The sequence below is a fragment of the Streptomyces sp. NPDC050287 genome (assembly GCF_044459385.1).
GTDB lineage: Bacteria > Actinomycetota > Actinomycetes > Streptomycetales > Streptomycetaceae > Streptomyces.
The window spans coordinates 591,710-612,082 of the sequence record NZ_JBITIY010000006.1; the positions used below are offsets into that span (position 1 = coordinate 591,710).

Below are 20,373 nucleotides of genomic sequence, written 5' to 3' on the forward strand. Positions count from 1 at the left end.
CGACGCCCGGCACGCACTCTCGCCGCACCGCCCGAAAGCCCGAGTACGCCCAGTACGAGGGCTTCCGGGCGGCACGCCGAGAGCACGCACCGGACGCCGCGCGGCCGCCCTCCGGGCAACGAGGCCACTTTCGCAACAGGCCCTAGGCGGCCTTCTGACGGATCTCCGCGGCGCTACGTCACGGTCGGCGCCGTGGGTGCCGCCGGGCGTCTGAGCAGTGCCCGGACCGGGTGCCACAGCTCCTGGACACGTTCCGGGCCCCCGACACCGTTGTCAGGGGCCGTACGCCATATCAGGCCGTCCGGATGGTGCAGGACCGCGGTGATCTCGTCCGGGGTCGGCGGGGCCGCGTTGCCCCGCAGGTAGACCGCGCGCATGCCCAAGTTGCGCAGCCTGGTCAGGGCGCGCGCACGGTTCTGGGCGTGGACGAGGAAACGGACACAGCCCGTGCCGTCGGCGGTGGGGCTGGGCAGGTTCAACGCCACCACCACGCTGCCGGTCGGCAGCTTGCAGAAACCTCCTGCGGCCATGCGGTCACACCCCCGTGCGAGTCGTCGTCGAAGCCGGTGCCGACGCCGGCGTCAAAGCCGGCGTCCAAGTCGGTGTCAATAAGGGAGCCACAGGACGCACCTAAACACGATCGGCGGCAACCCGCCAGGGGGTTGCCGCCGATACGCTTGTGACCTGCGGGGATGCTGTCTACTTCGCGGACGGTCCGACCTGGACCGAGATCGTCGAGCCGTCCACCGGCTCCTTGGTGATCTTGATCCGGGTGTCGGTGTCAGTGACCTTGACGCCCGCGAACGGGTTCGAGGCGTCGTAGTAGCTCGACGTGCCGTCGTCGAAGACCGGGACGCCGACCCGCGACTTGATCTTGGTGGGGACGTCCGCCTTGTGCAGCGTGATCGCGTCCGTCTGCTGCCGGGTGAAGGTCGAGTCGAAGGCCTGGATGCGGTTGCGCATCAGCGTGCCGTCGGACCACTTCAGCGGCGTCGGGTGGGAGTCGATCGGCAGGATCAGACCCGTGCCGGCGTGCTCACTGGTGTTGTCGTCGGCCTGGGAGGTGTCCCACTTCCAGATCAGCAGGCCGTTCTGGTACGGGTAGTGCTCCACCCAGTCCGGACGGGTCGTCGAGAAGCCGTAGTTGTACGGGCCGACCTTGAGGACCTTGTCGTACGACACGTACTGGCGGTTCTCGGCGATGTAGTACTGCGGGTAGTCGTCCGTGATGGACGCGCCGATGCGGGAGAAGCCGCTCGCAGTCCAGGCCGCGTCCTGGGACTCGGCGTTGTCGGAGAACAGGGCGGCGCCGTCGGCGGTCACGGTGATCTCGTCGGCCGTGAAGCCCTTCTGAGCCACCCCGCCGTCGGTCTGGTAGCGGAAGCGCAGGCCGATCTTCTGGCCGGCGTAGGCGTCCAGCGGGAACGTCAGCTTCTGGTACGCGTCCACCGTGCCGGTGAGCGCGGGCTTGCCGCTGCCGTCACGCGGGACGGCGCTGCCGTCGGCCAGCTTGCCGTCGACGGGCGTCCAGTTGGTGCCGCCGTCCGTGGAGACCTCGGTGTAGAGGTAGTCGTAGTCCGCCTCGATGTCCCACCAGCCGTCGAGGGTGAGGCTCGCGGACGACTTGCCGGTCAGGTCGACCGTGCGGGCGAGGGAGTTGCGCAGGTCGTTGCCGCTGCCGCTCCACCACTGCTTGCTGCCCTGCGCCGGGGCGACGACCTCGGTGGTGACCGTCTTGTCGGGCAGCTGGACCACGAGGGCCTGCGGGTTCTTGGTGTTGTACTCCGCGACACCGAGGGTGTGGTTCGACTTCACGCCCGCCTGGGCGATGTCGTAGTCGAGCCAGCCCAGTTGCAGCTTGTCCCAGGCGTTCATGCCGCCGGGCAGGTCGCCGATGGCGTCCTTGCCGGTGCCGAGCCAGGAACCGGAGGACATCAGCGTCCAGAAGCCGGTGGAGTTCTCGCCGCCGGCGGTGTCGTACTCGTCGGGCAGGCCCAGGTCGTGGCCGTACTCGTGGGCGAAGACGCCCAGGCCGCCGTTCTCCGGCTGGATGGTGTAGTCGCCGACCCAGACGCCGGTGTCGCCGATCTGTGTGCCGCCGAGCTTGTTGGTGTCCGGGCCGGTGGCGCCGGCGTCGGTGCCGAAGGCATACCAGCGGTGGGCCCAGATGGCGTCCTCGCCCTGTGCGCCGCCGCCCGCGGACTCGTCCTCGCCGGCGTGCACGATCTGGAAGTGGTCGATGTAGCCGTCGGGCTCGTTGAAGTCGCCGTCGCCGTCGAAGTCGTAGCGGTCCCACTGGTCGAACTCGGCCAGCTCCGCCTTGATCTCGGCGGCGGTGTCACCGGCGGCCTCGCGCTCGGCGACCCAGGCGTTGACGCCGTCCTGCACGGCGTACCAGGCACCGGTGGACGCCTGGTTGGAGCCGTAACGGGCCTCGTTGTAGGGGACCTTGACCCAGTCGGTGACCTCGCCGTCGACCGAGTAGCGGCCCGAGGACTGCTTCTCGTAGTACTTCTTCAGCGACTCGGTGTTCTTGCCGGTGCCGAAGTAGAGGTCCTGGAAGTGCTTCTGGTTGTAGTCCGCCTGCCAGGCCGTGCTGTTGTTCTGCGCGGCGTCCGGCTGGGCTATCTGGTTGTGCAGCGGGCCGGGGGTGCCGCCGTAGCGGCTGTCGACCTGGTCGCCGAACTCGACCAGGATCGTGAAGATCTTGTCGGTCTTCTCTCGGCCGAGTTCGACGTACTTGTCGTCGCCCTTGAGCTTGACGACCTGGGAGCCGTTGCGCTCCTTGACCTTGGCGGAGCCGGATATGACCTGGTTGAGCGCCTCTTCGCGCTGGGCCTCCTGGGTCTTGGACAGCGGACCGTCCAGGTCGTGCGCCTTCATCTCGGCCGGCTGCGGGTCGTGCCCGTCCACGGCCGTGGGTACGGCGGTCGAGTCGGCCTGGGCCACCGTGAAGGCCGAGAAAGTGGCCGTGGCCGCGGCGAACGCGACGACTGTCGCCGCCGTTCTGAACTGCCAGGATCTGCTGGTCACTTGAGTTCCTCCCCCGCGTCCGGGCGCGCGGAAGGAGGGGGGTCCTGGGCCTGGTGGGTCCGCGCGCGCTGTTCAACGCGTGTAGTCAAGTGACGACATTTGACTAGAGGTTGACGAGAAAAGACAGCCCTTGACTTGAGCAGGTCAATTGCACTATGCGAAGTTGGGGTCCGCTTTACGAACGGCGGGCCGCGGCACGCGTGCTCACGGAGGACGAGAGCGCCCCCTCGAACGGGCGCGCGGTTGTGTCCACTTGCTGGACGCCATGAACCCGTGCGCCCCCCGTGCTCCGGCCCTGTTGGTCAGGTCACGCTTACCTGTCGTTCCGCTCGGGCATGCAGGCGATTAGAGTCGATTGGCGGAACGCCCTGAAATCGGCGGAAAGCCAGGCCGACGCCCCCGTGGACCCCCACTTCCGAGGACACGATTGCCATGCCTCGTCCGACTGTCACGCCTCGCCCGACGGCCGCACAGCTCGCCTACGGTTCGTGCACCGTGATCTGCTCGACGCTCGCCATGCTGCTGCTGTCACAGACGAGTTCGGGCGTGGGGATCGCGATCATCGCCCTCGCGGCGCTCGCCCTGGGTCTGCTTGTCGCCATGACGGTCCCGATGCCCAGGTCCCGCGTGGTCGCGTTGAACCGGCCCGCCACGCAGACCGAGGAGACGCCGACAACGGCACAGACGGCAACGCCGCAGGCGCCGGTGCCGGCGACGGCCTCGATCTCCGCGCTGGCCTCCGAGCGGCCGGTGCACGAGCGCGCTGCTTCCTGACTGACGGCTGCGGAGTGCGGCTGACGGTTCTGACGGCTGACGGCTGACGGCTGACGGCTGACTGAGGCTGGTCAGTCGGTGCTGACCACCACCGTCTTGGCCGCCTTGTCGTGCAGGCCCTGCTTGTAGGGCTTGTCGAAGTAGCTCCAGCCGCCCGAGATCGCGGTCCAGATGCAGGCGCAGCAGAACGCGAACGGGATCCACAGCACCGCCGAGCGGATCAGCGTGGTCTGCACGGAGGGCGTGGCGCCGTTGTCGAGGGCGGCGACCCGCATCCCCAGCCACTTCTTGCCGAGCGTCTGCCCCGTCCTGCTGATCATGACGGTGTCGTACGCGATGTAGAGCACGGCGGCGATCACCGACTGCCCGAACGACTTGCCGAACTCGATGTTGTTGTTGTCGATGTTGTACTCGTGCACGTTGAAGGCCAGGGTGAGCAGCCAGACCACGATGCCGACCATGATCATGTCGATGATACGGGCGAGGGTGCGCTTGCCGCTCGCGGCGAGCGGCGGCATACCGGCCAGCGGATCGCCGGGGTAGTGGCCACCGCCCTGCGGGCCGCCGTCGTAGGGGCCACCGCCCTGCGGGCCGCCGGAGCCATAGGGATCACCGCCCTGCGAGCCACCGGAGCCGTAGGGGCCGCCGCCCGGGGGAGGCGGGGGCTCGCTGCCGTACGGGGGCTGAGCGTCGTACGGCGAACCGGCGCCCTCCGCAGGCGGGGGCTGCTTCCTGAACGGGTCGTCTTCCGGCGGCTGACCGGAGCCGGGGGGTTCGGTGCTCATGGCCCGAGTCGACCGCGAACCCTCCGGCTCCGCATCCGGCGAGCGGCCGTCCGGAGTAGCGGATCCTCCGGTACTCGTACCCTGTCCGGTCAGCCCGCCACGAACGTATGTGCGGCCTTGTCGTGCCAGCACTGGTGCCACGGCCGGTCGATCAGACACCACAGGACGCCCACGACACCCACGGCGAGCAGTCCGGGCACGCTGTAGACCAGCCAGCGGCGCAGGGCCGCACCGAAGGACGGGGGCTCGTGGCCCTCGATGTCCCGTACGTCCAGCCCGAACAGCTTCTTGCCGAGGGTGCGGCCCCATTTGGCGGTGGGCAGCGCCTCGTAGAGAGCGCCGAACACGAGCAGGACGGCCAGCACGATGCCGAGATACGTCGATGTCGTGCCGTCGAGCAGCCACACCGTCACGGTCTCGCCGGACAGCTTCGCCGCGTCGATCTTCTCGTTGACGTGGTCGACCGCCTTGGTACCGAGCGGTACGGCGGCCACGGCGGTGACACCGGCGAGCACCACCGTGTCCACGAGCCGGGCGGCCAGCCGCTTGCCGAGCCCCGCCGGGCGGGCCGACGCCTGACGCCGGGCGGCCGCCTGGAAGATGTCGTCGACGGGCGGCTTCCAGGGCGTGACCGGCTGCTCCCCGTCGTCCGCCCCTGCCAGCCGGTGCACCTGCTGCGCCCAGGAGGGCTGCCCGCCACCGGGGCCGGCGGTCAGGGGGGCCGAGGTCAGGGGGGCGGAGGCGGGTGTGCCGGGGCTGGACTGGGGGCCGGTCGGCTGAGGGCCGCCGGACTGGTGGGGCACGCCCGGGGTGGCCGCGGGGGTCGCCTGCGGGCCGGAGAGGGCGGCGGGGGGCACGGACGGGGCCTGGGCGGCTGCCCCGGCACCGGCGGCTCCGACGCCCCCCCGGGGCTGCGCTGCGGCGGCACGGGCGGCTGCCGCCTTTCCGGCACCGAAGCCGGGGGCTTCCTGGGCCCCGGGGGATGCGGGAGTACCGGAGGACACGGACCCGCCCGGGGGTGCGGCGTGGGAGCCGATACCGGGGTGGCCGGTGCCGTGGGGCGCCCGCGGGTCGGAGGCGCCGGACACTCCGGGCCCACCGGCTCCCCCGGCTCCCCCTCCCGGACCTCCCGAACCCGTGCCGCCGCCCCCGGAGAACTGGGCGCCGAACGCTCCGGGTGCCGCGCCGGACGCGGACCGGGCGGATCCGGGACCCGGGGTGCCCGGGTGCGCCCCGGCTGCCCGGTTCTGCTGGGCCGTGCGCGGGGAGAGCGCGCGGAAGGTCACGGTGCCCTCGTCGGCAGGGGGCTCACCGGGGCCCGGAACACCGGGAGTTCCGGTGCCGGCCGCCGCTCCCCCACGTCCCGCCGTGGGCCTGCGGAAGATGAACGTGTTGCCCGCGTCGGCGTCGTCCGGCTCGGCGGGCGGGATCATCGCGGTGCCGTCCGTACGGGCGGAACGACCGTCGGGCTGGGACGGCCCGTCGCCGGCCCCCGCCGCACGCGGCACCCGCGGATCAGCGGCGTCCCGCCCACCTTGCGGGCCTCCCGGCTGGGCACCCCACGACACCCGGCGGTCCTGGTCCCCTCCGAATCCCGACTGATGGGAGCGGTCGGCGCCCCAGGCGGCCGCGGGGGCGGGGCGGCCGCCTTGCTGGGCGGCCGCGGGTGAGGACGGAGCGGCCCCGTCGGACCCGTCGGACCCGTCGGACCCGTCGGACGGATTGGGGTCGCCGACCGGGTCCTCGTCGAAGAAGTGCGGGCCCGTCTCCTCCACCGGGGCAGCCGAGGCGGCGGGGGCGGTTCCGCCTGCCGGGCCGTCGCCGGACGGTGGGGCTAGCGGTTCGCCGTCCGTCGGGGCCGGACGGCTGGTGCCCGGTACCCAGGCCACACCGTTCCAGTACCGGACATATCCAGGAATGGACGGGTCCGGGTAAAACCCTTCGCGGGGCCTGTCGTCACCGGGGGCCGGGGTTGGGGCGCTCATGTCCGTCGTCCGGAATCTGCTCGGGGGTCAAATGGGGGCCTCCACATCTATCAGACCGGCGCAGCCCCCACCGCCAGTCCCGCTGGACCCACACTTTTGAGAAGGGCCCACCGACCCGCTGCCGGAAAAAGTTTCGCCGAACCCGCGTAATGCTCGCGCCTTTCCCCCTCTTGGACGCCCACGCCGTGCTCAGACAGGGATCGACGACGCGCTCGATCAACTGCTCGCCCGCTGACCCTGCCGGAGGGCCGGTTCGGAACCGGGATCTAGAACAGCTTGCCGGGATTGAGGATGCCCAGTGGGTCGAAGACCTGTTTGATCTGCTGCTGCATCTCCACTCCGACCGGCCCGATCTCGCGTGCCAGCCACTCCTTCTTCAGGACGCCCACGCCGTGCTCGCCGGTGATCGTGCCGCCGAGTTCCAGGCCGAGCGCCATGATCTCGTCGAAGGACTCGCGGGCGCGCCGGGACTCGTCGGGGTCCGACGCGTCGAAGCACACGGTCGGATGGGTGTTGCCGTCGCCGGCATGGGCGACGACACCGATGGTGAGCTGGTACTTCTCGGCGATCCGCTCGGTTCCCTCGATCATCTCGGCGAGCTTCGAGCGGGGCACGCACACGTCGTCGATCATCGTCGTGCCCTTGACCGCTTCGAGCGCGCTGAGCGACAGCCGCCGTGCCTGGAGGAGCAGTTCGGACTCGGCCGCGTCGTCGGCCGGGACGACCTGGGTGGCGCCCGCGGCCTCGCACAGCGCGCCGAGGGCGGCGAGGTCGGCGGCCGGGTCGGCGGTGTCGAAGGCGGCCAGCAGCAGGGCTTCCGTGCTCTGCGGGAGTCCCATGTGCGCAAGGTCGTTGACGGCTTTCACCGTCGTACGGTCCATCAGTTCGAGGAGGGACGGCACGTGCCCGCCCGCCATGATCCGGCACACGGCGTCGCAGGCGGCGGCCGCGGACGGGAACTCGGCCGCCAGCACCAGTTGCTCGGGCGGCTGGGGCCTGAGGGCCAGGGTCGCCCGTACGACGATGCCGAGCGAGCCCTCGGAGCCGACGAAGAGGCGGGTGAGGTCGTACCCGGCGACGCCCTTCGCCGTACGGCGGCCGGTGGACATCAGCCGGCCGTCGGCCAGGACGACGTCCAGACCGAGGACGTACTCGGCCGTCACCCCGTACTTCACGCAGCACAGGCCGCCGGACGCGGTGCCGATGTTGCCGCCGATCGTGCACATCTCCCAGCTGGAGGGGTCCGGCGGGTAGGACAGGCCGTGTTCGCCGACCGCGCGGGACAGCGTCGCGTTGACGACACCGGGCTCGACGACGGCGATGCGGTCGACCGGGTTGATCTCCAGGATCCGGTCCATCTTGACCAGCGACAGCACGATGCAGCCGTCGGAGGCGTTGGCCCCGCCCGACAGGCCCGTGCGGGCGCCCTGCGGGACGACCGGGACGCGCAGTTCGGTGGCGGTGCGCATGACGTGCTGGACCTGTTCGACGGTGCGCGGCAGCACGACCACCGCCGGGGTGCCGGCCGGGCAGAAGCTGGCCATGTCGTTGGCGTAGGAGGCCGTGACGTCCGGGTCGGTGAGGACGGCGTCGGCCGGCAGACCGTCCCGCAGGCGGTCGACGAGGGTGCCGGTCGCTGCTGTGTCTTCGTCGCGCGGCGCTTCGATACGGCTCATGATCACAGGTTCGCACCGGGGGCCATCGGTGTGAACCCCGTGTACGGCAGCTGTCGTAAGCCGGGGCGGGGTCGTCGTGCTCCCGCACAGTGAGCGCCATGGAGAACGACGAGGAGGCTCCCGCGCCGGTCCGCCGCGCCGGCGGGCTGCTGATCGCCTCGGTCGCCGGTTGTGCCGTACTCGGCGGGGTGCTGATGCTGCTGCCCTCGGAGGGGACACAGAACCGGGCGCCCGCACCGGCGCCGGGTGCGCGGGCGCACGCGGCGGTCGCCGCGGGGGTGCCGGCCGCGCTGCCCGATCTGGCGGCGCTGATCGGTGAGCGCGAGGCCAGGGTGCGGGCGCACCCCGAGGACGCACAGTCGTGGGCGGTGCTGGGGACGGCCTATGTGGAGCGGGGGCGGCGGACCGCGGACCCGGCGTCCTACCCGAGGGCCGAGGCGGCGCTGCGTACGTCGTTGAAGGTGCGCGGCAAGGGCAACGCGGAGGCGCTCGACGGGCTGGCGGCCCTGGCGAACGCGCGCCGGGACTTCCGGGCGGCGAAGGCCTGGGCGGAGGCGGCCCGGGCGGCGCGGCCCCGGCGCTGGACGACGTATCCGCTGCTGATCGACGCCTACACCGGCCTCGGCGACCAGCAGGCGGCCCGCGGCGCGCTGGACAGGCTGATGAAGCTGCGCTCCGGGCCGGACGTGCTGGCGCGGGCCGCGGCCGTCTACTGGGACCAGGGCCGGCGGGAGGACGCTGCGGCCTCCTTGTCCGACGCGGCGGCGGGAGCCCGGGCGCCGGCCGAGCGGGCGGCCTATCTGGAGCGGTCCGGGCAGCTGGCCTGGGAACGCGGCGAGCGGGCGGAAGCCCTGCGGTACTTCCAGGAGGCGGTACGGCTCGATCCCGACCAGCGGGCCGCGCGGGCCGGGCAGGGGCGGGTGCTGGCGGCGCTGGGCCGGACGACGGAGGCGCTGAAGGCCTACCGGGCGGCGCCGGCCGAGCAGCCTTGTCCGCAGTACGCGTTGGAACTGGGCGAGTTGTACGAGTCGCTGGGGCTCGGGCAGGCCGCCCGGGCGCAGTACGACCTGCTGCGGGCGCGGGTGCGCGAGGCCGCCGCGGGCGGGGCGGACGAGGAGTTGGTGCTCGGGCGGTTCGAGGCGGACCGCGGGGACGCGCGGGCCGCCGTACGGCGGTTGCGGGCCGAGTGGGACCGGCAGCCGGGGATCGCCGTGGCCGACGCGCTGGGGTGGGCTCTGCACCGGGCGGGGCGGGACGAGGAGGCGCTGCGGTTCGCGACGGTGGCGACGGACAAGTCGAAGGGGGGCGGCGTACGGAGTGCTCCGTACGCCTACCACCGGGGCATGATCGAGCGGGGGCTGGGGCGGTACGGGCCGGCCCGCAGACATCTGCAGGAGGCGCTGCGGATCAACCCGTACTTCTCCCCGTTGGACGCGCGGACGGCCCGGGCCGCGCTGTCGGAGCTGGGCGAGCCGTCCGTGGCGGACGTGCCGGCGATGGATGCGAAGGAGTGACTACAGGTTGCCCCTCTTGGCCTGCTCCCGCTCGATCGCCTCGAACAGGGCCTTGAAGTTGCCCTTTCCGAAGCCCATCGAGCCATGGCGTTCGATGATCTCGAAGAACACGGTCGGCCGGTCCTGGACCGGCTTGGTGAAGATCTGCAGGAGGTAGCCGTCCTCGTCGCGGTCGGCGAGGATCTTCAGCTCGCGCAGGGTCTCCACGGGGACGCGGGTGTCGCCGACCCACTCGCCGAGGGTGTCGTAGTACGAGTCCGGGGTGTCGAGGAACTGGACCCCGGCCGCCCTCATGGTCCGTACCGTCCGCACGATGTCGTTGGTGTTCAGCGCGATGTGCTGGACGCCGGCGCCGCCGTAGAACTCCAGGTACTCGTCGATCTGGGACTTCTTCTTGGCGAGGGCGGGCTCGTTGATCGGGAACTTGACCTTGAGCGTGCCGTCGGCGACGACCTTCGACATCAGCGCGCTGTACTCGGTGGCGATGTCGTCGCCCACGAACTCCTTCATGTTCGTGAAGCCGAGGACCTTGTTGTAGAAGCCGACCCACTCGTTCATCCGGCCGAGTTCGACGTTGCCGACGCAGTGGTCGATGGCCTGGAAGGTGCGGTGGGCGGGGGGCTCGACGATCGGGCTCGCGGCCGCGAAACCGGGGAGGTAGGGGCCGTCGTAGCCGGTGCGCTCGACGAGGGTGTGGCGGGTCTCGCCGTACGTGGCGATCGCGGCGAGGACGACCGTGCCGTGCTCGTCCTTGACGTCGTACGGCTCGGCGACGGAGCGGGCGCCGTGCTCGATCGCGTAGGCATACGCGGCGCGCGCGTCCGGGACCTCGATGGCGAGGTCGATGACGCCGTCGCCGTGCTCGGCCACGTGCTGGGCGAGGAAGTGGCCCCAGGGGGTGGCGGGCTTGATGACGGAGGTGAACACGAAGCGGGCGGAGCCGTTCTCGAGCACGTACGAGGCGGTCTCGCGGCTGCCGTTCTCCGGTCCGGAGTAAGCGACCAGCCGCATGCCGAAGGCGGTGGAGTAGTAGTGCGCCGCCTGCTTGGCGTTGCCCACGGCGAAGACGACCGCGTCCATTCCCTTGACCGGGAAGGGGTCGGCCTGCCGGGCGGTGTCGGGAGTGTGGTGTGTGGTCTGCGTCATAGTGGAAGCGTCACCTGTGGCTGCAAGGTGCGCAACAGTTCGCGTTTTCGCTGGGCAACCTGACCAGTGACAGGCCCGCATCTGCGGGCTTTCTGTACAGGATGACCAGTGGCTTCCGGTGCCGGGAGGGCCGTCGTGGGGATCGATCAGCTGGACGGGCGGATCATCGTGCTGCTGGCGCGGGAGCCGCGGATCGGGGTGCTGGAGATGTCCCGGCGGCTGGGGGTGGCCCGCGGGACCGTGCAGGCGCGGCTGGACCGGCTTCAGTCGAACGGAGTCATCCGCGGGTTCGGTCCCGAGGTGGATCCGGCGGCGCTCGGATATCCGGTCACCGCGTTCGCCACGCTGCAGATCCGGCAGGGGCAAGGGGCGGACGTACGGGCCCACTTGGCGACCGTGCCGGAGGTGCTGGAGCTGCACACCACCACCGGCACCGGCGACATGATGTGCCGGCTGGTGGCCCGCTCCAACGCCGATCTCCAGCGGGTCATCGACCGGGTTGTCGGCTTTGATGGCATTGTCCGGGCCGCCACCGCGATCGTCATGGAGAACCCCGTTCCGCTGCGGATCATCCCGCTGGTGGAGCAGGCGGCCCAGGACACGGAGGGAACCTGACCCACCTGGGGGTGAGCGGAGTGAGCTTCTGGGAGTACCTCGGCAACCGCCACCAGCAGTTGCTGACGGACGCCTACCAGCACGCCGGCGTCGTCTTCCTGTGCATGGTCGCGGCCACGTCGGCCGGCGTGCTGATCGGCGTGATCACCTACCGCGGCGAGCGGGCCGGCACCCTCGCCACCACGGCCGCCTCGACCGTCCTGGCCGTTCCCTCGCTCGCCGTGATCGGTCTGCTCGTACCGGTCGTGGGCCTGGGCGTCCCGCCCACCGTGATCGCGTTGACGCTGTTCGGGCTGCTGCCGGTCGTGCGCAACACGATCACCGGCCTGCGCGGGGTGGACCCCTCACTGGTGGACGCGGCCAAGGGCATCGGGATGTCCCGCCCGATGCGGCTGGTGCGAGTCGAACTGCCGCTGGCCTGGCCGCCGATCCTGACCGGGATCCGGGTCTCGACGCGGATGCTGATGGGCATCGCCGCGATCGCGGCGTACGCCTCCGGGCCCGGCCTCGGCAAGGTGATCTTCCGCGGTCTCGCCTCCCCGGGCAGCGGGAACGCGCTCAACGAGGTGCTCGCGGGCACGCTCGGGATCATCCTTCTGGCCCTGCTGTTCGACACCGCGTACATCCTGATCGGGCGGCTGACCATTCCCAGGGGGATCCGTGGCTGAGACAGCGGCGTCGGGGGCGTCGGGGGCTGGGGCGTCGGGGGCTGGGGCGTCGGGGAGCGAGGCGTCGGGGGCCGGCGCCTCGACGTCAGGAGTCTCGACGGCAGGTGCCTCGACCTCTGGTGCCTCGGCGTCAGGTGCCTCCATCGAGTTGGAGAACCTCACCAAGCGGTTTCCGGGGAGCTCCGCTCCGGCCGTCGACAACGTCACCATGGAGATCAAGGCGGGCGAGGTCGTCGTCCTCGTCGGCCCGTCGGGATGCGGCAAGTCGACGACGCTCAAGATGATCAACAGGTTGATCGAGCCGTCCGGTGGTCGCATCCGGATCAACGGCGAGGACGTCACCCGCATGGATCCGGTCGAGCTGCGCCGCAAGGTCGGGTACGCGATCCGGGCAGCCGGTCTCTTCCCGCACATGACCGTCGCCCAGAACATCGCCCTCGTACCGAGGATGATCGGCTGGCCGAGGGCGCGGATCCGGGACCGGGTCGAGGAGATGCTCGACCTCGTCGGACTCGACCCGGGCCAGTTCCACGGCCGCTACCCCCGCCGGCTCTCCGGCGGCCAGCGGCAACGGGTGGGCGTGGCCCGGGCACTGGCCGCCGATCCCCCGGTGCTGCTCATGGACGAGCCGTTCGGCTCGGTCGACCCGATCACCCGGGACCACCTCCAGGACGAGCTGATCCGGATCCAGCACGAACTGCACAAGACGATCGTCTTCGTCACCCACGACTTCGACGAGGCGATCAAGCTGGGCGACCGGATCGCGGTCCTGCGGGAGCGGTCGCACATCGCACAGTTCGACACCCCCGAGGCGATCCTCACCCACCCGGCGGACGACTTCGTGTCCGGGTTCGTGGGCGCGGGCGCCGCACTCAAGCGGCTCAACCTCACCCGCGTACGGGACGTCGAGATCACCGACTATCCGGCGGTCACCATCGACGACCCCCTCCAGGACATCTTCGGCAAGCTCCGCTCCAGCCTTACGAACGAGATCCTGTTGCTCGACAAGCGCGGCCGGCCCTACAAGTGGCTCCGGCGCGGGGACCTGATGCGTGCCAAGGGTTCGCTGGCGCGCGCCGGGACGCTGGTGACCGACACGCTGACCGGGGACGCGACCGTGCGGGACGCGCTGGAGGCGGTGCTCACGGACAGCGCGGGGCGGGTGGCGGTGACCGGGCGGCGCGGCGAGTACACGGGCGTGGTCGACGTGGAGACGCTGGTGAACTCCGTGCACGAGCTGCTGGAGGCCGACCGGCTGGAGGCGCGGGCCCACCGCCATGACCTGGAGGAGCTGCGGGCCGCGCAGACACACGCCGAGCAGGAGGGCGTCGGAGGGGAGCGGAAGACGTGAGCGTCACCGAGACTGACGACCCGGAGGGGCAGGAGAGGCAGGAGGGGGTCGACGAAGTCCCGCCGCCCCCGAGCCGTCCGAGGCCCCGCGTCACCTGGCAGAAGCTGACCGTCCTGCCCGCCGTCCTCGTCGCCGTGCTGCTGACGACCTGGCTGTGGTTCCGGCAGGCCGACCTCGACCCGCTCACCGAGGACGCGCTGTCGAACGGCCGGGTGTCGAAGGCGCTGTGGCAGCAGATCGAGCTCACGGCGATCTCGACGTTCTTCGTCCTCGTCATCGCGATCCCGCTGGGGATCCTGCTGACCCGCCGGGCCTTCCGGAAGGCGACCCCGGTGATGACGGTGTTCACCCACGTGGGCCGGGCGATCCCCGCTATCGGCCTGCTGGCGCTGCTGGTGATCTGGCTCGGCACCGGCATGACGGCGCCCCTGATCGGCATCACCCTCTACGCCGTCCTCCCGGTCCTGTCGAACACGATCGCGGGCCTGAAGGCGAACGACCCGACCTTGCTGGAGGCGGCGCGCGGCATCGGCATGTCGCCGTGGGGCGTGCTCAGGCGAGTCGAACTGCCCCTGGCGGTCCCCCTGATCCTCGCCGGTGTCCGGACGGCCCTGGTCCTCAACGTCGGTACGGCGACCCTGGCCGCCTTCGGCGGAGGCGGCGGCCTCGGTGTCCTCATCGCCAACGGCATCACCGGTCAGCGCATGCCCGTACTGGTGCTCGGCTCGGTCCTCACCGTCTCCCTCGCCCTACTGCTGGACTGGCTGGCCTCACTCGCCGAACTACTGCTGCGGCCTCGGGGGTTGGAGATGGACGGCCGGGACTTGCGAAGCTGAGCCGGCGCTCACCCCCAGACCTAGCAGCCGGGGACGGACCCCTTGCCGCTCGCCAGTGCCGTCAGCGAGTTCACCGCGCCCTTCAGGGTGGTCACCGGAATCAGCCGCAGTCCCTTCGGCAGCTCGGCCTTCGCGTCGGAGCACTCGGCCTTCGGTACCAGAAAGACGGCCGCTCCGTCCCGATGGGCCGCCTGGGTCTTCAGGGCCACTCCCCCGACCGCGCCGACGTCGCCGTCGGCGTCGATGGTCCCCGTACCGGCGATGGTGCGACCCCCCGTGAGGTCGCCACCGCTGCCGTCGCCGTTCAGCTTGTCGATGATGCCGAGGGTGAAGAGGAGGCCGGCGCTGGGGCCGCCCACGTCGGCGAGCTTCAGCGTGACCTTGACCTTCTTGTCGCTGAGGTCCAGGTACTTCAGCGCGGCCCGGGTCGCGGCGTCCTGGGACTGCGTCATCGCCTCGGTGTTGTGCTGCTCGATCTCCTTGACGCTCTGCCCGCTCGGGTAGACCGCGTCGCGGGGCATGACCGCCCGGTCGGTGCGGAACCAGCTGTCGATCATGTCGCCCAGCGAGACGCGGGTGTCCGGGTTGGTCGCCTCGATGGTCGTCATCCGCAGCTGCCCCCGGGTGTCACGGGTCGGCACGCCGGAGATCGTGATCACCGGTGTGCCCTTGTTCTCGCCGAGCACGTTCGCCGTCAGACCGGGCTGCGTGAGCGAGAACGGCAGCGGCGCGAAGACCGCCGTGGCGATCAACGCCACGACGGGCAGAGCACAGACGGCGACGGCCCAGGGGCGCGAGAGACGAGAGAGCACGAGATCAATCTAACGCGGGGGCGGGTTCCGGCCAGGGGCAGGTCGCACGGGGATGACGGCGTGGGCGGCTGCGGCGAGGGGTCTGTGTCCCCGCACGTCAGCGCAGCGCCTCCGCGACCTCCCGCGCCGCGTCCAGCACCCGCGGCCCCACCCGCTCCGGCACCGCGTCCGCCAGCATCACGACTCCCACGCTGCCCTCGACCCCCGTGACGCCGACCAGCGGAGCCGCCGCCCCGCACGCCCCGGCCTCCAACTCCCCGTGCGTCAAGGTGTATCCCGGCTCCGCCAACATCTGCTGGCGCGCGGCGAGGATCGCCCGCCCCGCGGCACCCCGGTCCAACGGGTGCCGGAAGCCGGCCCGGTAGGCGACGTGATACTCCGTCCAGGTGGGCTCGACGACCGCCACGGCCAGCGCCTCCGCCCCGTCGACCAGGGTCAGGTGGGCCGTCGCTCCGATGTCCTCGGCCAGTGACCGCAACGCCGGCAGCGCGGCCTCCCGTACCAGGGGATGCACCTGGCGTCCCAGCCGCAGCACGCCGAGCCCGACCCGGGCTCGGCCGCCCAGGTCACGGCGTATGAGCGCGTGCTGCTCCAGCGTGGCGAGCAACCGGTATACGACGGTCCGGTTCACGCCCAGTTTGTGGGAAAGCTCGGTGACGGTCAGCCCGTGGTCCGTGTCGGCCAGCAGCTTGAGGACCTTGAGGCCCCGATCGAGCGTCTGAGAAGTCTCCGCGGTCACGACGCCCACTCCTTAAGTGGTGAGGTCGGCAGCCCCCTCGCGGCGGATGCGTCGCCGAGTCCCGTCAGCGACGCGCTTCAGGGGCCGCCGATCGGCCGGCGGCCCGGCCTGTCCGGGCCGCGTCGCTTCACGGCTGCGCTCCGCGGCGGCGCTGCCACGGGGCGTATGCGTAGCGGGACAGTAGCGAAGCGGGTTCGCTGAGCGGAAGGCTCCGTCCAGAATCCGGGCAGCGGCCGAGACGGAGTACCCCTGTTTGCCCGGATATGCGCCGCGTGCGCACGGGGCGTACATCTCACCCGCACAGAGTGCACACACCCCAGTTCACAGGCGGGCGTCACCGCATCCGGGTGGCCCACTCCTGCACCTTGGCGATCCGCTGTCGCAGCTGCCCGGCCGTGGCCTCGGCGCTCGGCGGGCCGCCGCACACCCGACGCAGCTCGGTGTGGATGACGCCGTGCGGCTTGCCGCTCTGATGGACGTACGCGCCGACCATCGTGTTGAGCTGCTTGCGCAGCTCCATCATCTCCTTGTGCGAGACGACGGGCCGCCGCTCGGCGGGCAGCTCCAGCAGGTCGGCCTCCTCGTCCGGCTTCTTGCGGCTGTGCGCGATCTGCCGGGCCTGCCGCTTCTGCAGCAGCAGCTGAACCTGGTCGGGTTCGAGGAGCCCCGGGATCCCGAGGTAGTCCTGCTCCTCCTCGCTTCCCGGGTGGGCCTGCATGCCGAACTCGGCACCGTCGTAGAGCACGCGGTCGAAGACGGCCTCGGACTCCAGCGCCTCGAAGGCGAACTGCTCCTGCTCGCCGGTGTCCTCGTCCTGCTCCTTGTTCGCCTCCTCCATCTCCTTCTCGGACTCGGCGTACGGGTCCTCCTCGCCCTCCTTCTTCGGCTTGTCGAGGGCGTGGTCCCGTTCCACCTCCATCTCGTTGGCGAAGGTGAGCAGGTCGGGCACGGTCGGCAGGAAGACGGAGGCGGTCTCGCCGCGCCGCCGGGACCGTACGAAACGGCCGACGGCCTGCGCGAAGAAGAGGGGGGTGGAGATGGTGGTGGCGTACACCCCGACGGCGAGCCGCGGCACGTCGACGCCCTCGGACACCATCCGGACCGCGACCATCCACCTGTCGTTGCTGCCGCTGAACTCGTCGATCCTGGCGGACGCGCCGGCGTCGTCGGACAGTACGAGGGTCGCCTTGTTGCCGGTGATCTCGCGGATGAGCTTGGCGTACGCGCGGGCGGAGTCCTGATCGGAGGCGATGACCAGCGCCCCCGCGTCCGGGATGGCCTTCCTGACCTCGGTCAGCCGCTGGTCGGCGGCGCGCAGCACGCTGGGCATCCACTCACCGCGCGGATCCAGCGCCGTACGCCACGCCTGGCTGATCGCGTCCTTGGTCATCGGCTCGCCGAGCCGGGCGGCGATCTCGTCGCCCGCCTTGGTCCGCCACCGCATCTGGCCGCTGTAGGAAAGGAATATGACGGGGCGGACGACCCCGTCGGACAGCGCGGACCCGTACCCGTAGGTGTAGTCGGCGGCGGACCGCCGGATCCCGTCGTTCCCCTCCTCGTACGTCACGAAGGGGATGGGGTTGGTGTCGGACCGGAAGGGCGTACCGGTGAGCGCGAGCCGCCGCGTGGCCGGCTCGAAGGCCTCCAGGCACGCCTCGCCCCAGGACTTCGAGTCCCCGGCGTGGTGGATCTCGTCGAGGATGACGAGGGTCTTGCGCTGCTCGACGCGGTTGCGGTGCAGCATGGGCCGTACGCCGACACCGGCGTACGTGACCGCGACGCCCTGGTAGTCCTTGCCTAGCGGCCCCGCGCTGTACTCCGGGTCCAGCTTGATCCCCACCCGCGCCGCCGCCTCCGCCCACTGCTTCTTCAGGTGCTCGGTCGGCGCGACCACGGTGACCTGCTGCACGACATGGTGGTGCAGCATCCAGGACGCCAGCGTCAGCGCGAACGTGGTCTTTCCGGCGCCGGGCGTCGCGACGGCGAGGAAGTCACGCGGCTGCTCCTGGATGTACTTCTCCATCGCCCCTTGCTGCCAGGCACGCAGCTTGCTGGCGGTACCCCAGGGGGCGCGGCCGGGGAACGCGGGAGAGAGGTGGTGGGACGTGGAGGCGGCGGTGGTAGTCACGGTCTCCGTTGGGGGTCGAATGGGAGGGGCCGCGCGCAGCGCGTCAGATGGGGCGGTGGTGGGTGACGGGCGGGCAGCTCGGCTGGGTATGACAACCGGGCCACCCTACCGGCGGCCCGGTGGTGCCGACGCGCGGACGAGGCGGGTCGGTCCTGGGTGGGACTCAGGTCACATGGACTCGTGAAGAGCTCTCAGTCGCCGGGCGATCAGTCCCAGATCGTCCAAGCCGCCTGACGCCACGTCGATGACGAGCTTGTACGCCTCGTCCTGGTCGACGCCGACCATGTCGGTGCCGTTGAAGTCGAGGAACACGACCGTGGACATCCACGCCATGCGCTTGTTGCCGTCCACCAGAGGGTAGTTGACGGCGAGCGACTGGAGCAGTGCGGCGGCCTTCTCGAACAAGTTCGTGTAGGCCTCGACGCCGAACATCTGGGACTGGGGGCGATGCACGGCCGAGCTGAGCAGGCCGAGATCGCGCACGGCGACCGCCTGCCCCCCGCAGGCCAACTCGGCCAGGTCCAGGACCTCCTGGACCGTGAGGTACTTCATCTACTCCCCCAGCCGCCGCAACAGGTCGGCATGTGCCGCCGCGTACTTCGCCCCGAGGCGACGCACCGTGGTCCGGTCCGCCTCCTGCTCCAGATACCGATCGATCGCCTGAAGCACTATGGCGTGCATGCTGCGCCCCTCCTCCTCGGCACGCAGCTTGAGCGCCTCCTGCTGGTCGTCGCGCAGACGAAGATTCATAGCCATACCATGACGGTACCAAAAGTGGGGTCAGTCTGGTACCTCGCAACCCTAGGCGGGCCGTATACGCGTCGTCACCCAAGCCCCCGCCAACGCCACCCCCGCCATCGGCAGGAACACCGCCACGAAGGCGCCCGGATGCGCCCCGGACGCATCCGTCGCCGCATGGCTCACCGCGCCGCCGCCCAGCGCCGCGAAGGCCGCGCCGCCCACGGACAGCAGGACCACGTTGGACAGGCCGTCGGAGATCTGGAGCGCGGCGGAATTGCTGCCGGCCTCCTCCGGGGCGGAGAGCTGGAGCAGGAGCACGCTGGTGGAGGAGAACACCAGCCCCATCCCGAAGCACCCGTACCCCCAGGCGACGGCGACGGTCCAGGCCGGCACCGACTGGATCAGCACACTGGGCGCGGTGGCGATCGCGGCGGCGACCAGCGCCATCCCCACCGTCATCAACCGGTACCGGTACGGCTCCACACGCGGTCGCGACTGCACCCACGACCCGAGCGCCCACGTCCCGCCGCCCGCCGCGAGCGAGAACCCGGCCAGCGTCGGGGACAGCCCGCGCTGGGTGACCAGCATCAGCGGCACGAAGGACTCGGCCGCGATGAAGGACCCCGCGGCGACCCCGCGCAGCAGCACCACGGAGGGCAGCCCGCGCGCCGCCCGGTACGTGCCGCGGGGCAGCAGCCCCAGCGCCGCCGGCACGAGCAGAACGGCTCCCACGACCCCGGGGAGGAGCGAGACCCACCGCAGGTCCTGGGCGGCGTACTGGAGCAGTCCGGCGCCGAGCGATATGCCGAGGGCGAGCCGGATCCGACGCCGGTCGAAGGACGCCGCCGGCGGACCCTCCGCTCCCTCTGCCCCTCCTGCGCTCACGGGGCCGGCCGCCCGCCGTCGTATCTGCGGCAGCGCGAGCGCCAGCGGGAACACGACCAGCGGCGGAATCCCGAGGAACACCCACCGCCACCCGAGATGCTCGGTCACCGCGCCTGAGGCGAGCGGCCCGACGATCGACGGCACGACCCAGCTCGCGGCGAACGCCGCCATGATGGCCGGCCGCAACCGCTCCGGATACGCCCGCCCCACGACGACGTACAACGCGACGATCACCAGTCCCCCGCCGAGCCCCTGCACGGCCCGGCCGACGATGAACAACCACATCGCACCGGCCGTCCCGGAGAGCGCCAACCCGGCCGCAAAGCAACCGATCCCCGTGGTCAGCGCCCCGAGCGGCCCGCGCCGGTCAGACCACTGACCGGCGAGCACCATCCCGAACAGACTGGTCGTGAAGTACCCCGAGAACGCGAAGGCGTACAACGCCACCCCGTCCAACTCCTGCGCCGCGACGGGCATCGCCGTCCCCACGGCCGTCGCCTCGAACGCGATCAGCAGTACGACGGAGACGATCCCGACACTGAGCGCCCGATACGCCCGCCCCAACACGCTCTCGTCGCCCTCGACTCGAAAGGACGACTCGGATTTGTCCGTTTCGACCGTCAGGCCGGTGTCACGGGGTTCCAGGGCACTCATGACCGCCAGCGTAAGGCCCAAGCCCAGGCTT

The 20,373-nt window shown here is 71.1% G+C and carries 18 protein-coding genes; 6 read left to right on the plus strand and 12 right to left on the minus strand.

The window, feature by feature from the left end; genetic code table 11:
* Nucleotides 1–173 precede the first annotated feature (173 nt).
* Nucleotides 174–530 carry a hypothetical protein gene (locus ACIBK3_RS24655; RefSeq protein WP_399368737.1) on the minus strand — a complete coding sequence of 119 codons (357 nt, stop codon included), beginning with the start codon at nt 528–530 and terminating at the stop codon, nt 174–176.
* A gap of 169 nt (nt 531–699) precedes the next feature.
* Nucleotides 700–3,033, minus strand: coding sequence for an immune inhibitor A domain-containing protein (locus tag ACIBK3_RS24660; RefSeq protein ID WP_399368739.1), 2,334 nt, complete (start codon nt 3,031–3,033; stop codon nt 700–702).
* Between the two features lie 432 nt (nt 3,034–3,465).
* On the opposite strand from ACIBK3_RS24660, the gene ACIBK3_RS24665 reads away from it, so the two are divergent.
* Nucleotides 3,466–3,807, plus strand: a complete 342-nt coding sequence (locus tag ACIBK3_RS24665; RefSeq protein WP_399368741.1) for a hypothetical protein — start codon at nt 3,466–3,468, stop codon at nt 3,805–3,807.
* 71 nt (nt 3,808–3,878) lie between these two features.
* Here the strand turns inward: ACIBK3_RS24665 and ACIBK3_RS24670 are convergent, their stop codons facing one another.
* The 3 genes from ACIBK3_RS24670 to ACIBK3_RS24680 form a co-directional block, all read right to left on the minus strand.
* Entirely contained in the window at nt 3,879–4,592 is a 714-nt protein-coding gene (locus ACIBK3_RS24670) for an RDD family protein (protein ID WP_399368743.1), read from the minus strand.
* An 89-nt stretch (nt 4,593–4,681) separates the two neighbouring features.
* Complete coding sequence (locus ACIBK3_RS24675) at nt 4,682–6,577, minus strand: RDD family protein (protein WP_399368745.1); 1,896 nt, start codon at nt 6,575–6,577, stop codon at nt 4,682–4,684.
* Nucleotides 6,578–6,843: 266 nt separating this feature from the next.
* Complete coding sequence (locus ACIBK3_RS24680; protein ID WP_399368747.1) at nt 6,844–8,259, minus strand: FAD-binding oxidoreductase; 1,416 nt, start codon at nt 8,257–8,259, stop codon at nt 6,844–6,846.
* A gap of 92 nt (nt 8,260–8,351) precedes the next feature.
* On the opposite strand from ACIBK3_RS24680, the gene ACIBK3_RS24685 reads away from it, so the two are divergent.
* The gene (locus tag ACIBK3_RS24685; protein ID WP_399368749.1) at nt 8,352–9,767 is read left to right on the plus strand and encodes a tetratricopeptide repeat protein; all 1,416 of its coding nucleotides are present in this window, start codon (nt 8,352–8,354) and stop codon (nt 9,765–9,767) included.
* Here the strand turns inward: ACIBK3_RS24685 and hppD are convergent, their stop codons facing one another.
* Nucleotides 9,768–10,913 (minus strand): 4-hydroxyphenylpyruvate dioxygenase, encoded by a 1,146-nt coding sequence (hppD, locus tag ACIBK3_RS24690; protein WP_399368751.1) that lies wholly within the window; start codon nt 10,911–10,913, stop codon nt 9,768–9,770.
* A gap of 135 nt (nt 10,914–11,048) precedes the next feature.
* Between hppD and ACIBK3_RS24695 the strand changes: the two genes are divergently transcribed.
* From ACIBK3_RS24695 to ACIBK3_RS24710, 4 genes are all read left to right on the plus strand, one after another.
* The gene (locus tag ACIBK3_RS24695) at nt 11,049–11,528 is read left to right on the plus strand and encodes an Lrp/AsnC family transcriptional regulator (RefSeq protein ID WP_399368753.1); all 480 of its coding nucleotides are present in this window, start codon (nt 11,049–11,051) and stop codon (nt 11,526–11,528) included.
* A 20-nt stretch (nt 11,529–11,548) separates the two neighbouring features.
* Nucleotides 11,549–12,196, plus strand: a complete 648-nt coding sequence (locus ACIBK3_RS24700; RefSeq protein WP_399368944.1) for an ABC transporter permease — start codon at nt 11,549–11,551, stop codon at nt 12,194–12,196.
* A gap of 142 nt (nt 12,197–12,338) precedes the next feature.
* Nucleotides 12,339–13,547 (plus strand): ATP-binding cassette domain-containing protein, encoded by a 1,209-nt coding sequence (locus ACIBK3_RS24705; RefSeq protein WP_399368946.1) that lies wholly within the window; start codon nt 12,339–12,341, stop codon nt 13,545–13,547.
* Nucleotides 13,544–14,383 (plus strand): ABC transporter permease, encoded by an 840-nt coding sequence (locus ACIBK3_RS24710; protein ID WP_399368755.1) that lies wholly within the window; start codon nt 13,544–13,546, stop codon nt 14,381–14,383. The genes ACIBK3_RS24705 and ACIBK3_RS24710 overlap by 4 nt, the downstream gene beginning before the upstream one ends.
* A 20-nt stretch (nt 14,384–14,403) precedes the next feature.
* Here ACIBK3_RS24710 and ACIBK3_RS24715 read toward each other — a convergent pair whose 3' ends face one another.
* The 6 genes from ACIBK3_RS24715 to ACIBK3_RS24740 form a co-directional block, all read right to left on the minus strand.
* Nucleotides 14,404–15,195 (minus strand): PDZ domain-containing protein, encoded by a 792-nt coding sequence (locus tag ACIBK3_RS24715; protein WP_399368757.1) that lies wholly within the window; start codon nt 15,193–15,195, stop codon nt 14,404–14,406.
* Nucleotides 15,196–15,292: 97 nt separating this feature from the next.
* Entirely contained in the window at nt 15,293–15,934 is a 642-nt protein-coding gene (locus tag ACIBK3_RS24720) for an IclR family transcriptional regulator (RefSeq protein WP_399368759.1), read from the minus strand.
* Nucleotides 15,935–16,268: 334 nt separating this feature from the next.
* On the minus strand, nt 16,269–18,062 hold the full coding sequence (locus tag ACIBK3_RS24725) for a DEAD/DEAH box helicase (RefSeq protein WP_399368761.1): 1,794 nt from the start codon (nt 18,060–18,062) through the stop codon (nt 16,269–16,271).
* Nucleotides 18,063–18,230: 168 nt separating this feature from the next.
* Nucleotides 18,231–18,614, minus strand: coding sequence for a type II toxin-antitoxin system death-on-curing family toxin (locus ACIBK3_RS24730; protein ID WP_399368763.1), 384 nt, complete (start codon nt 18,612–18,614; stop codon nt 18,231–18,233).
* Complete coding sequence (locus tag ACIBK3_RS24735; protein ID WP_399368948.1) at nt 18,615–18,812, minus strand: Arc family DNA-binding protein; 198 nt, start codon at nt 18,810–18,812, stop codon at nt 18,615–18,617.
* Between the two features lie 51 nt (nt 18,813–18,863).
* On the minus strand, nt 18,864–20,342 hold the full coding sequence (locus ACIBK3_RS24740; RefSeq protein ID WP_399368765.1) for an MFS transporter: 1,479 nt from the start codon (nt 20,340–20,342) through the stop codon (nt 18,864–18,866).
* Between the last annotated feature and the right edge of the window lie 31 nt (nt 20,343–20,373).